Annotated in this window: 11 protein-coding genes; 2 read left to right on the top strand and 9 right to left on the bottom strand. The window is 49.6% G+C overall.

The genetic code is table 11. The features are described 5' to 3' along the window. Nucleotides 1–39: 39 nt before the first annotated feature. The 4 genes from ACF2G4_RS22835 to ACF2G4_RS22820 are packed head-to-tail and all read right to left on the bottom strand — an operon-like array spanning nt 40 to nt 4,943. Complete coding sequence (locus ACF2G4_RS22835; RefSeq protein ID WP_409076599.1) at nt 40–1,314, bottom strand: LLM class flavin-dependent oxidoreductase; 1,275 nt, start codon at nt 1,312–1,314, stop codon at nt 40–42. Then, nucleotides 1,311–2,312, bottom strand: coding sequence for a hypothetical protein (locus tag ACF2G4_RS22830; RefSeq protein ID WP_409076598.1), 1,002 nt, complete (start codon nt 2,310–2,312; stop codon nt 1,311–1,313). Before ACF2G4_RS22830 ends, ACF2G4_RS22835 begins: the two co-directional genes overlap by 4 nt. 20 nt (nt 2,313–2,332) lie before the next feature. Continuing rightward, nucleotides 2,333–3,649, bottom strand: coding sequence for an LLM class flavin-dependent oxidoreductase (locus ACF2G4_RS22825; protein ID WP_409076597.1), 1,317 nt, complete (start codon nt 3,647–3,649; stop codon nt 2,333–2,335). A gap of 25 nt (nt 3,650–3,674) precedes the next feature. Next, nucleotides 3,675–4,943 (bottom strand): acyl-CoA dehydrogenase family protein, encoded by a 1,269-nt coding sequence (locus tag ACF2G4_RS22820; protein ID WP_222213755.1) that lies wholly within the window; start codon nt 4,941–4,943, stop codon nt 3,675–3,677. Between the two features lie 420 nt (nt 4,944–5,363). On the opposite strand from ACF2G4_RS22820, the gene ACF2G4_RS22815 reads away from it, so the two are divergent. Further along, nucleotides 5,364–6,785, top strand: coding sequence for an ABC transporter substrate-binding protein (locus ACF2G4_RS22815; RefSeq protein WP_409076596.1), 1,422 nt, complete (start codon nt 5,364–5,366; stop codon nt 6,783–6,785). Between the two features lie 203 nt (nt 6,786–6,988). Here ACF2G4_RS22815 and ACF2G4_RS22810 read toward each other — a convergent pair whose 3' ends face one another. The 5 genes from ACF2G4_RS22810 to ACF2G4_RS22790 are packed head-to-tail and all read right to left on the bottom strand — an operon-like array spanning nt 6,989 to nt 12,029. Continuing rightward, the gene (locus ACF2G4_RS22810) at nt 6,989–7,660 is read right to left on the bottom strand and encodes an ABC transporter ATP-binding protein (protein ID WP_409076595.1); all 672 of its coding nucleotides are present in this window, start codon (nt 7,658–7,660) and stop codon (nt 6,989–6,991) included. Further along, a complete protein-coding gene (locus ACF2G4_RS22805; RefSeq protein ID WP_409076594.1) occupies nt 7,657–8,478 on the bottom strand; it encodes an ABC transporter ATP-binding protein in 822 nt (273 codons plus the stop codon). The genes ACF2G4_RS22810 and ACF2G4_RS22805 overlap by 4 nt, the downstream gene beginning before the upstream one ends. Further along, on the bottom strand, nt 8,459–9,400 hold the full coding sequence (locus ACF2G4_RS22800; protein ID WP_409076593.1) for an ABC transporter permease: 942 nt from the start codon (nt 9,398–9,400) through the stop codon (nt 8,459–8,461). The genes ACF2G4_RS22805 and ACF2G4_RS22800 overlap by 20 nt, the downstream gene beginning before the upstream one ends. Further along, the gene (locus ACF2G4_RS22795; RefSeq protein WP_409076592.1) at nt 9,397–10,413 is read right to left on the bottom strand and encodes an ABC transporter permease; all 1,017 of its coding nucleotides are present in this window, start codon (nt 10,411–10,413) and stop codon (nt 9,397–9,399) included. The genes ACF2G4_RS22800 and ACF2G4_RS22795 overlap by 4 nt, the downstream gene beginning before the upstream one ends. A 17-nt stretch (nt 10,414–10,430) precedes the next feature. Further along, nucleotides 10,431–12,029 carry an ABC transporter substrate-binding protein gene (locus tag ACF2G4_RS22790; RefSeq protein ID WP_409076591.1) on the bottom strand — a complete coding sequence of 533 codons (1,599 nt, stop codon included), beginning with the start codon at nt 12,027–12,029 and terminating at the stop codon, nt 10,431–10,433. Between the two features lie 310 nt (nt 12,030–12,339). Between ACF2G4_RS22790 and ACF2G4_RS22785 the strand changes: the two genes are divergently transcribed. Continuing rightward, a complete protein-coding gene (locus ACF2G4_RS22785) occupies nt 12,340–13,092 on the top strand; it encodes an SDR family NAD(P)-dependent oxidoreductase (RefSeq protein WP_409076620.1) in 753 nt (250 codons plus the stop codon). The last annotated feature ends 5 nt before the right edge of the window (nt 13,093–13,097 follow it).

The raw sequence follows: 13,097 nt of genomic DNA, 5'->3' as shown, positions 1-13,097 counted from the left end.
GTGTACGCAATATTCAGGAGAGGTTGTCAGTGTGGCTTTTTACTCAACCGGCATATTCCAACGTGTTCGCAGTGTTTTGGCTTCATACTCATGGCGGAAAATACCTTTCTTTCTTAAAAGCGGCACGACTTCGTTGACAAAATCTTCCAGGCCACTCGGTAGAATATCTGGCATCAGATTAAAGCCATCCGCACCACCCGATAAGAACCACTCTTCCATAAAGTCAGCAATGGCTTTCGGAGTGCCTACAATACGCTTGTGACCGCTACCCGCTAGGGCGGATACCGCTTCCCGCACGGTGTAAGGGCGTTCACGCAATAAACGCACAGAGGCTTCACGGAAGCCCATCGAACCTTTAAACAGTTGTGGGTCAGGGTAGTCCGAAATGGCTTCCTGAGGCAAAGGATCATCGGGATCAACCTGGGATAAATCAAAGCCCAGTTTTTCACTCAGGCGACGAATTTCATAATCACCTGGCTCTTTAGACTTTTGAGCCAGTTCGCGCGCTTCGGCTTCAGCCTGGGTACTGCCAATCACCGTGACCAGACCGGGTAGAATCGCAATCTCTTCAGGCTTTCTGCCGTGCGCTACCGCCACATTTTTCACGTACTGATAATGTTCCTGCGCAGCTGAAAGCACCATCTCCGCAGCGAATACCCCATTGGCGGTTCTACCCGCCAGCGAGCGACCCTGATCCGATCCTCCCGCTTGAATGAACAGGGGGTAACCCTGTGCTGATCCCGGTAAAGCAAGACGGCCATACACCTGAAAGTCTTGATTGTTAATGTTGACATCATGCCCGTAATAAGCGGCACGCCAGAGCTGTGCTACCACATCAACAAAGGCTTCTGCCCGGCGATAGCGCGTTTCACGATCGGGATTCACCTCTACGCCAAAGTTAGGCCCGGTGGCCGCACTGTAGGTTGTGACAGCATTCCATGCCGCGCGCCCTCCGCTGATATGATCGAGGGTCAGAAAACGATCTGCCAGTTCAACCGGATCATTATAAGTGGTAGAGAGCGTACCCACCAAACCGAGATGCGTTGTCGCTTCTGCGACCGTGGTGAGAATCGCGGTGGGCTCCAGTGCTCTTGCTCCACGGCTGCTGCGTGGGTCGTTAGTCAGAGAGGGGTGATCCGCCAGAAAGAAAGCGTCTAAGGTACCCCGCTCTGCGATACGTCCGAGTCGCGCATAATAATCTGCCGACATCACCGTGTCGGCGGGAAGTCCAGAATAAGCACGTGCCGAGCCCGAATGACCGAAGTCCAGAACGTTAACGTTAATTATCAGTTTACGTGCAGTGCTGTTTTTCATGCTGGCTCCGGGTTTTTAGCGGCAAATGCGGGGGCGTTGTCCTGTAGATTAGGTTCAGCATGTCGCGTAATGCCGAGCACCTCACGCAGTGAACTTGCCGATGCACTATAGCTGGTCAAGGCTCTGAGACGTGGGATGGTCACCATATGATCAACCAAATCCGGCAGTGCATCGCTGCTGGCGTAGATGACCAGGGCAGTGACATCCGGATGCTGGTCCAGAAGATTTAGGTTGTCCTGTTTCAGCGCGTTTAACGGGAGGCGAACATGTAGCTGAATCGGTTCATCGTGCTGACGTGCTGCGTCAAGCTGTGGGGTAGCCCAGTGAGTGAAGGTTTCAAGATCGGAGAAATCCACGATCACCGCGTCGGCCTCTGCCACACACTGTCGTTGTTCTTCCCGGTAGGGCGACGTGGGTACACGCCAAAATAGTAACGGCTCTCCCTGTAGCGTGGTCGGGCTGTTGAGGGGACCAGAGGTCGGGAAAACTCCTTGATGGTGGGCATAACGCACCACCGCCTGCGCAGAGATCGCGGGATCAGCGGACAAGGTTTCACGTGGCCAGGTGCGCCAGAGTTTGCGTATGGCTAACATGCCATCGGCAACCGCATGGGCATCCAGCGGGGCAGTCGTCCACGATGATTGTGCATTGATTCCCAGCGCCTGCGCCGGATCCTGCGCGCTAATCGCCACGCCTGTGCGCCCTTGGCTGATGTGATCAAAGGAGGCAACGCGGCGCGCAATATTAAAAGGATGATCGCGTTGAAATGACGCGGCCATGACGAACCCTGTCTGCGTTAACTTGCGTGAGAGCCAGCCAGCAACAATGCCCGGGTTAGGCGATACGCCCTTCAGCGTGGTACTACGCTCACCACCGATAAACAGATAGGCAGGGTTGATCTGCTTTAAATAACGCGTAACGAGGTGGTTGCCTTCCACAATGGCACGAAGCAGGTCCTCTCCCGGCAGTTCAACGCCGAGGCGGAGATTATTTGACATACAGACCTCAGAGAGATGAGTTAACGATGTTCTGCCGGAAGGGGCAGGCCATAATGTTCACGTAATGTGCTGCCACTGTATTCACGGCGGAATAAACCGCGTTCCTGCAGAATGGGTACCACCTGCTTCACAAAGGTCGTCAGACCGGATGGCAACAGTGCCGGCATGATATTGAAACCGTCGGCAGCACCTTGCTCAAAGTAGTGTTGTAAGGCATCAGCGGCTTGTGTCGGCGTTCCAACCAGCGTCCAGTGACCACGGCCCCCTCCCAGACGTTTAATCAGCTGCCGTACGGTCAGATTTTCACGTCGGGCCAGTTCGACCACCAGCGTTCTGCGGCTGCGTGCGCCTTCAACCAGCGCCTCTGGCGGCAGATTGTCAGGAATATGGCGGTCCAGATGCAGATCGTCCACCGGGATCTGCAGCACACTCGCAAGCTTGTTCAACGCGTATTCAGGAATAATTAACGCATTTAGCTCGGCTTCAAGTTCGCGCGCTTCGGCAAGCGTGTCGGCAACAACCGGCACGACACCCGGCATAATGATCAGATGATCCGGATTTCGGCCATTGTTGGCTGCCCTTGTTTTCAGCTCCGTGTAAAAGGCCTGTGCCTCTTCATACGTAGTCTGGGCCGTAAAGACCGCTTCCGCCCACTTCGCGGCAAAAGCTTTCCCTCCTTCGCTGGAACCCGCCTGCACCAGCACCGGGTAAAGCTGTGGACTACGGGAGATATTCAGCGGGCCTTCAACGGAAAAATGTTCGCCGTGATGCTTAACTTCTTTGATTTTGCTGGCAATGGCATGGATACCCGCTGCTTTATCTGCAATGACTGCATCCGGCTGCCAGGATTGCCAGAGCTGCGTCACAACCTGCACAAATTCATCTGCACGATCGTAGCGCTCCGCATGCCCCGGGTGGAACGGGAGACCAAAACTGCGCGCCGCCTCTTTAATTGAGGTGGTCACAATATTCCACCCTGCGCGGCCGGCAGAGATATGATCCAGTGAACTCAGGCGGCGTGCCAGTTCATAGGGCGCGTTATAGGTGGTGGAAGCCGTGGCAATCAGTCCAATCTTGTCCGTACTGGCAGCGATAGCAGACAATAGGATCGTGGGGTCAAGACGTGCCGTTGGGCGTCGTCCTGGTTCCCCCATCATTGCCGGGCTGTCGGCCAAAAACAGCGAATCAAATTTGGCCTCTTCGGCCAGTTTTGCCAGGTGTTGATAGGCCTTTACATTGACATTGACATGGGGATCGGACTCCGGCATCCGCCATGCGGCTTCATGATGACCGGTATCAAAAATAAATAAATTGAGATGGAGCTGACGTGTACTCATCACTGTGTTTCCTCAGCAGGGGGCGCTAAACCCCGAGCCCCGCGTCTTCACTGGCCAAATTTTTGCTCTTATCTTTTTTATCAAAAGGTGATGTGCCTTTCAGGCGATACTCGCCCAGCTGGCGATGGCGATAAATCAAAGGATTGTGTGAGGCAAGCGTACGAACATTGCGCCAGTGGCGATCCAGATGGCGGCGTTGATCGATGGCAGAAGCACCGCCCACCTCGAAGATCTCATTCGTGACGCGTAGGGCAACATCAAACACCACCGTTTGCGCGCGATAGGTATCAAGACCTGCATCTCTCTCCAGCTGATCAATCTCCTGCTGCGTCAGTGACGTGTCACCACGATGTTGCGCATAGCGGGCGTCTGCCAGCTCATCAAGTTGACCGGCAACCTGGAGCACCAGCGCCTTAAGAGAATAAGCGGCGGCATCGGCACGGCCGATGACAGACTGCACGAGGGGGTCGTCGGCAGGGACCTGTGCGCTTGCCTGGTTATAAGTGCGGTGGCGTGTGGCCACAAATTCACTGATTTCATCCGTTGCACGACGTACAATGCCCGCAGTCGTCGCGAGGTGAGATAACTGCACATGCGCATAGTGACCTCCCGTACCGCGAGCGGGGGGCATAATATTTTCTTTATCGACCAGGGTATTCGTAAAGATCGCAGTACCGCTGCCGCTGGACTTTTGACCAAATCCTACCCAGTCATCGATGACTTCTACGCCCGGTGCATTAACAGGCACCAGAACGGTAACAACTTCATCCTGATCGTTAGTGGCGGTAACGGAGAGGTAGTCTGCATAAATGGAACCGGTAGAGTAATATTTTCCGCCGTTCACATAGAACTTACCGTCTGACTCCGTGACACGCGTGGAGGGTTTACCATGCTGACCGGTACGCTCAGCACTTCCCGCTGCAATCACGACGCCAGAGGCAATTTTCTTCAACCAGCCACTGCTCCATGGGGTATCACGCTGTTTTAGATGCCCTTCAATAAAGCGGAACTGTACGCGTAGTGCGTGAGACAGGTTAGAATCAGCGGCGGCCAGTTCGATTAATAGCAAATGAAGCTGACGTAAGCTGGCACCCAATCCACCGTATTCACGAGGCACGCGTACGGCGGTAAAACCGGATTCACGAAGCCATTTCACTTCTTCAAGAGGACGACGTCCATCTATTTCACGTTGTATGGCATTTTCTGCGATGCGTTTAAATACGGGGCGAAATACATCCAGAAGTTCTTTATCGGTCGGAGGATTTGAACGCGCCGAAAGAGATAATGCACACATGTTACACTCCAGATAGTTGTGGTCTGCTATCAAACGCTCTTGATATCCCTGATATTCAACAAGGCGAATAATTCAGAAAAGGGTGAGTCATTATTAGCAACATTGAGTTTGTCAAAAATAAATTATCCCTTTCTGAAGGTGAATGAAATGGCTACCTGTTGATGCAATGTCAATGCGGGTTTCTGTGAAGGAAATAAGGGCGTTCGGGTTATAATGAGCAGGATAAAAAGGGAAATTACCATCAAAAAAAGCATCGCCCCCCTGATTTTAGCGGTATTCTCCGTTCGCATATTCATTTGCTGGCAAAGCTTTTCTGTAAATCATCTAATGATAATGCTTATGCAAAAAAGTCGTTTATCTCTGTTGCGCGCCGTTTTTAACCTGTGGGGGCTATGCATTATAAAACTCACAGGAAGGATCATGACTAATAAAAAATTAAAACGAAAACCGCTGGCATTACTTTTAGCGGGAATCACGGCTTCACTCTTCTCGTCATGGGTGCAGAGTGCCACACCTCCGGATACATTAGTGGTGGCGAAAAATATAGAAGACGTCATCACCCTTGACCCTGCTGAGGCCTATGAAAATAGCACCAGCGAAATTCTTAATAATGCTTACTCACGTCTGGTACGACGCGATCCGAAAAATCCTGCCACCATTGAAGGTGACGTTGCGTCCTCCTGGAAAGTCTCCGATGATGGGAAAACCTTTACGTTCACTATTCGGCCTAGTGAGCATTTTCCTTCTGGCCGCGCCATTACTGCAGATGATGCCGTATATTCGCTGCGCCGCGTGATTTTACTCAATAAAACACCTTACTTCCTGTTGAAAACCTTTGGTTGGGACAGCAAAAACATCCTGCAGAATGTCTATTCTGACGGGAATAATGTGGTCGTGCATATCGCAGACAGTATTGCTTCCGATCTGGTATTACAAATTCTTGCTTCGGCACCGGGTTCGGTTTTGGATGCAAAATTGCTGGAGGAACATACCAGGAACAATGACTATGGCAATGGCTGGTTGCGCACCGCCTGGGCGGGCAGTGGCCCCTTTAGTATTCAAACCTGGCAACCTAAACAAGCTATCGTGCTTGAACGCAATCCCACCTATTTTGGTGATAAAGCACATCTGGCGCGCATTATATTCCGACACGTCGCCGACAGCAGCACGCAGGCGCTGCTGCTGGAAAAAGGTGATGTTGACGTGGCGAATAATCTGCAGCCCGACCAGTTAACAAAATTGCTGCAAAACAAGCATTTCACTACCGTTGACACGTTGCGGTTCACCCAAATTTATATGCCTTTGAACCAGACAGATGTGCCTTTGCAAAATGTAAAAGTGCGCGAGGCATTAAAATGGCTCATTGATTATCAGGGCGTTGAGAAAAATCTACTTCAGGGACAATGGGTCGAGCATCAGTCTTTCATCAGTATTGGCCAACCGGGCGCCCTGACTGAAAATCCTTTCCATCTGGATGTTGCTCGGGCGAGAAAATTGCTGGAGGAAGTCGGGTATAAAAATGGCTTTGATTTGCGTATGGACGTTGAGAATGCGGCTCCTTATCCAGATATCGCGCAATCGATTCAGTCCACGTTTGCACAAGCGGGAATACGGCTTAAGCTGGTCACTTCAGACCGCCGTCAGATCGTCACCGAATACCGTGAACGTAAACATCAGACTATTTTGTGGCATGCATCGGGCTCCTATAACGATCCTAATGTATCCGCATCAGATTTTGCCTATAACGTTGATAACAGCGCCAACTCCACGAATCGTAATCGTGCCTGGCGTAGCAACTGGATTGATAACAATATCAACCAGCTTACGGATAAGGCCTTATAAAGCCAAACGTATTGCGGAATATCAGCAGTTACAACGCGAGATGTGGAAGGTTGCCCCGTTCATACATTTATTCCAACAGAAAGAGCGCCTGGCAATTAATACGAAAGTAAAAAATCTGATTACCGGTCCTAGCGACTCAACTCTGTACGATGAAGCGATTAAACAATAGATAAAATCCCCGGAGGAAACTCCGGGGATTTTATCTAATTCACGCGGCTAAAGTGGCCTTTGTTTAAGTGCATTTCCTCATCACACAAAAACTCGATCACGGCTGGGTTATGGCTCACCAATAGATAGCTAATATGATGGCTTTGTTTAATATCTTTCAGCAGATTGAGTATTTCAGCTTGTACTGAAACATCTAACGCGGAAGTCGGCTCATCAAGAACAACTAGTTTGGGTTTTAAAATTAACGCGCGTGCAATTGAGACACGTTGTCTCTGGCCCCCAGAAAGCTGATGCGGATAACGGTGCAAAAAACTGTGATTCAGACCGACTTCCTGCAGGGTCGAGATGATATCTGCGTCATCATGCTTGATGTCATTGATCACCAAAGGTTCAGCCAGAATTTTTCGAATAGTGTGACGTGGATGCAGTGCGCCAAAGGGATCCTGAAACACCATCTGAACACGCTGTGAAAACGCACTGAGTTTTTGCCCTGGCTTACGCGCCGTACCATCAATCTCGATGGTGCCACTGTCAGGTGTGAGCAGCCCCATGACAATTTTCAGCAGTGTTGACTTTCCAGAACCCGATTCACCACTGATGCCTAGGCTTTTTCCCTGAGGAAGGGCAAAATTAATATCCTGCAATATTGTTTTGTCGCCATAGCGCAATGAGACATTTTCAATCGACAGCACGTTATGACTCGTCATGCAAAGGTTCCTTCTTTTAAGGTCGGCAATCGATCCGGCATCTGGCCTGCTCGGGGAATGCATTTCAGGAGTCCTTGCGTGTAAGGGTGCTGAGCTTCATCTACGCGTTTTGCCGCCAGCGTTTCCACGATGTTGCCGCGGTACATCACAATGATTTGGTCACAGAACTGGGTAGCAAGATCGAGATCATGAGTAATATAAATCATGCCCATATCATGCTGTTTAAACTGCTGGTCCAGCTCCTCAATCACGCGCAAAGCGGTTGAGCCATCCAGGGATGAGGTGGGCTCATCGGCAATTAACAGCTTGGGTGATGCAGCCATCATCATCGCAATCATCACACGTTGCCCCATCCCCCCGGAGATATGATGCGGCCAGGATTTAAAAATTTTCTCCGGGTCTTTGATATGCAGTTTTTCCAGTGATTCCAGGGCTTTCTGCCTGGCGAGTTGACGTGGAGTACCAAAATGATAACGATAAACCTCCGCGATCTGTTCGCCTATCTGCATGACCGGATTCAGTGAATAGTGCGGATCCTGCATAATCATCGCAATCTGTCTTCCGCGCATCGCCTGACGCGCACGGCGGTTCAAGGCCGTCACATTCTGGTCGGCAAATAGGAACTTCTGTGAGGTGACCTGTGCCTGATCAGGCAAAATACCTGCAATCGCACGGGCGAGCTGCGTTTTCCCCGATCCTGATTCCCCTACAATAGCGATCTTTTGCTGGTAGCTAAGTGTCAGGCTGACCTCGTTGACTACGCCTCGATTCTGATAAGCAATCGACAGTTTTTCCAGTTCAAGTAGTGGGCTGGTCATGTTGTGACAGCTCCTTTTTCGGGTCGAAGGTATCGCGCAGGCCATCGCCTAAAAGGGTGAATGCAGCGCTCATCAACAGGATCGAAAGACCGGGAAACAGCGATATCCACCACGCGGTAGAAATGTATTCACGGCCTTCCGAAATCATCGCGCCCCATTCAGGTGTGGGCGGTTGAATCCCCAATCCAAGAAACCCCAGACCGGCAGCAATAATAATGATGCCCGACAGATCGAGTGCCAGGCGAATAAAAGCAGAAGAGGCGCAGAGTGGCAGAATGTAATGCACAATAATACGCATGTCAGAAGCGCCAGAGAGGCGTGCGGCTTTGATGAAGTCCATTTCCATAATGGTTAACACCTCGGCACGCGCCTGGCGAGCATAGGGCGGCCAAGCACTAATGACGATCGCAAACACGGCATTAAACAGGCCTGCTCCTAACACCGCGGACAGTGCCAACGCTAACACCAGGCGTGGGAACGCAAAAAAAATGTCCGTAATGCGCATAAACAGGGTATCAATCACGCCGCCGTAATAACCCGCCAGTATCCCAACCAATAATCCCACCGGTGCAATCGCCAGTGCGGAAAACAAAACGATGATCAGCGTGGCGCGTCCGCCGTATAACACCCGGCTAAGCATGTCGCGTCCGAGCTGGTCTGTTCCGAACCAGTGTTCAGCGGAAGGCGGTTCAACGCGGTGGCTCAAGGATTGCAGTATCGGATTGGCATGACTGATCCAGCCTGCACAGGCCACGGCTAAAACGGTCACCAGTAAAATCAACGTACCAGAGAGTAACAGGCTATTGCTCGTCAAAATCTTGTACGCGTTTTTCACGCGCTGGCGAACGCTAATCAGCCTTGGCAGAGCGGGATCGCTTATGGCCACAGGCTCAGTACGATCAATGTCAGGTTCATAGGTCATTTTTTAGCTATCCTGGCGTCGAGGAGTGGATAGAGCGCATCTACCAGTTTGTTCACGACTAAATAAAAGATGCCAATAAAGGTCACAGCTCCCATGACGGCAGGTAGGTCGGCGCTGAAAATGGATTGTGTGATATAGAGGCCCAGGCCTGGCCAGGTAAAAATGGTTTCCGTTAAGACGGCTCCTTCGATCAGGTGTACGTAGCACAGTGCAGTCGACGTCACTAAAGGAACGGCAATATTGGGCAGACAATGACGCAGAATAACCACGTGCTCTGGCATACCCTTCATGCGAGCGGTAGTGACATATTCCGACGTGAGGGCCTCAATCATGTAACCTCGCGTCAGACGGCAAAGATAGGCAGCACTTGCCAGCCCCAATACCAGTGAAGGCAGAATGAGGTGCGCAACAGCATCTTTAAAGGCGGCGATATCGCCTTCACTCAGGGTGTCATAGAGCAGAAAACCTGTTTTCAAAGGAATGCTGTATTGATAGGCAATATCTATGCGACCCGGACCGGGTACCCATCCCAGCTCTAAGTAAAAAATGAGCAGGAAGATGAGACCCAGCCAGAATCCTGGCACCGCGTGCGAGAAAATGCTTAATACCCGGATCAACCGATCCGGGATTTTATTACGATAGACTGCGGCCACAATGCCGGAAGGTATACCTAACACAAGGCCAATCAGCATGGCCGCTGTGCCGAGCTCAACCGTAGCAGGAACCGCGAGCAAAACGTCGTGCAAGACCGGTTTACCGGTAGTGATGGACGTGCCCAGATCGCCATGCACCACTTTTTCCAGGTAGTGGAAAAATTGTGTCGGAATGGGATCATTTAACCCCAGTTTTGCTTTCTCCTGAGCGTAAACATCGGCGCTGGCATGCTCACCCACAATCGCTAATACCGGGTCGATGGGTAATAGTTTTCCGATCAGGAAGGTGAAGCACAGCAGTCCGACTACTGTGCTCAGGAAGATTGCCACATTGTTGCCAAGTCGTTTAATTACAGGCATCAGCTTACTCATCTCACTTAGCGTTTAACCACGTAGTTGTAAATCGTGGCATCGTAATTAGGGCCAGTGATCAGGTTATGTACATGGGTATTAGTCGCTAATCGCTCTTTTTGCTGGAAGAGGAAGATATACGGTGACACTTTCCACATTTCGCGCTGCAGTTGTTGATAATCCGCAATACGTTTTGTTTCGTCCTTTTCGTGCAGGGCAGTGTCAGTCAACTTGTTAATATCGGGGTTAATCCAACTGCTGCGCCAGGCGCGGTTACGATTGGTCGAGGCCTCACTGTTGCCGATGTTATAGGCGTAATCTGCCGCGGAGGCATTAGGGTCGTTATAATCCACTGACGCATGCCACAGAATAGTCTGATGTTTACGTTCACGGTATTCAGTGACGACCTGACGACGATCAGAGGTGACTAGCTGCAATTTAATGCCTGCCTGGGCAAACGTGGACTGAATCGACTGCGCTATATCCGGATAAGGCGAGGTATTTTCCACGTCCATTTTGAGTGCAAAGCCATTTTTATAGCCCGCTTCATCAAGCAGGGCTTTCGCTTTGCTGACGTCTAAATGATACGGGTTCTCTGTGATGACGCCACGCTGCCCAATACCATAAAAGGACTGATGGACTACCCATTGGCCTTTCAGCAGATTTTTTTCAATTCCCTGATAGTCAATGAGCCACTTCAATGCCTCACGGACTTTCTCATTTTTTAATGCATCCACTTTCTGATTCAGAGGCATATAAATTTGGGTCAGTTTAAGTGTGTCAACGGTAGTAAAGTTCTTATCTTTCGTTAAATCACTTAACTGATCGGGCTGGAGATTGTAGGCTAAATCAACATCCCCTTTCTTTAATAAGAGAGCCTGGGTACTGCTGTCAGGTACATGGCGGAAAATAACACGCTCAATTTTAGCTTTGTCGCCATAATAATGATTATTTTTTTCCAGTACGATAGCCTGTTTGGGTTGCCAGGTTTGAATACTGAAAGGACCACTGCCGGCCCAGGCCGTGCGCAGCCAACCGTTACCAAAATCATTATCTTTGGTATGTTGTTCTAACAGTTTTTCATCAACGATGGACGTGACGGATGTAGCCAGAATCTGCAGCACCAGTTGTTGAGCAATCGCATCCTGAATGTGTAATACCACTTTTCCGTCAACCGCTTCGACATTCTTCTGGATATTATCTTTATTCCACCCGAAATTACGCAGCAGGAAAGCGGGTGTTTTGTTTAACAGAATGACACGCTGTAAAGAGTAAACCACATCGTCAGCACTAATTTTACGTCCTGAGGGGAATTCCTCATTCGAATTAAGTGTAAAGGTGTAAGTTTTTCCATCATCGGAAACCGCCCAGCTTTTTGCCACATCACCAACGATTTTAGTGGCATCCGTTTTGTCGCGATGAACTAAACGAGAATAGCTGTTATTAATGATTTCGCCTGTTGTGTTTTCATAGGCTTCGGCAGGGTCAAGAGTGATAACGTCCTCAAGATTTTTTGCAACGACTAATGCATTTTCTGGTGTAGCAGCATGAGCTAAACCGGCCATAGCGCCGTAACTCATAACCAAAAAAGCTAAAGCTTGTTTTTTTTTAGTCAAAAAAGTCATTTTGTAATTCCTGCGATGTAATGAACTTCCGACACGTTATTGGAGTTGTTCGATGTGGCTAAAGTATTTTTAAGCATTTACTAATGCATATGATGTATTCAGCATAAGCTAATGCGAAAAATGCAGTAAGAGGGCATTTTTAATAACTTTTTCTCTTCGTTTTATATAAAAGATAATAAAAAAGAATTTTTTTCAGAAAGATTTTGTTTTTCGCTCACTACTTTCTGAAAGGGAAATACGGCTTGATTATCTCTCCAGTGGTTTGAAGTTTGGGTTCCACCAAAATGCGGGAAACAAACAGGAGGATATGATGACTATATTAGTGACAGGCGTGACGGCAGGAATTGGATTGGCAATAGCACGACGTTTCATCGCCGCAGGACATAATGTTATTGGCACAGGTCGCCGCCAGGCGCGTTTAGATGAAATTCGCGCTGAATTAGGTGAGCGTTTCTACCCCATTCAGCATGATGTTGCTGATCGATCATCTTATCCTGATATTCTCAATGCGATTCCTGAAGCATTCTCATCGATCAGTGTATTGGTCAACAATGCTGGTCTGGCATTAGGCATTGAAAAAGCGCAGCAGGCCAACGCTGAAGACTGGGTAAGTATGATCGATACCAATATCACCGGGTTGAGTCTGCTCACGCACACGTTTTTGCCGGGTATGGTCGAACGTAACCGTGGACATATCATCAACATTGGTTCAGTAGCCGGAAAATATCCTTACCCAGGCGGCAATGTCTATGGTGCCTCAAAAGCTTTTGTTAAACAGTTCAGCCAGAATTTACGTGCTGACTTAATTGGCACCGATATCCGAGTGACCAATGTTGAACCCGGTTTAATTGGCGGCACTGAATTTACCACCATACGTTTAAAAGGTGATGAGCAAGAAGCCAAAAAACGCTATGAAAATGTTAAGGCACTGAGTGCTGAGGACATTGCAGAAACGGTCTACTGGATCGCCACTCTTCCCGAGCATATTAACGTTAATGCCATAGAGATTATGCCTGTCAGACAGTCCTTTTCTGCGCTCAATATTCACAGAAAACCAGCATAAGGATG

The organism is Pantoea phytostimulans (assembly GCF_046118715.1).
Taxonomy (GTDB): Bacteria; Pseudomonadota; Gammaproteobacteria; order Enterobacterales; family Enterobacteriaceae; genus Pantoea; species Pantoea phytostimulans.
The sequence above is the reverse complement of the archived record's forward strand: the minus strand, read 5'-3'. Positions and strand labels throughout refer to the sequence as shown.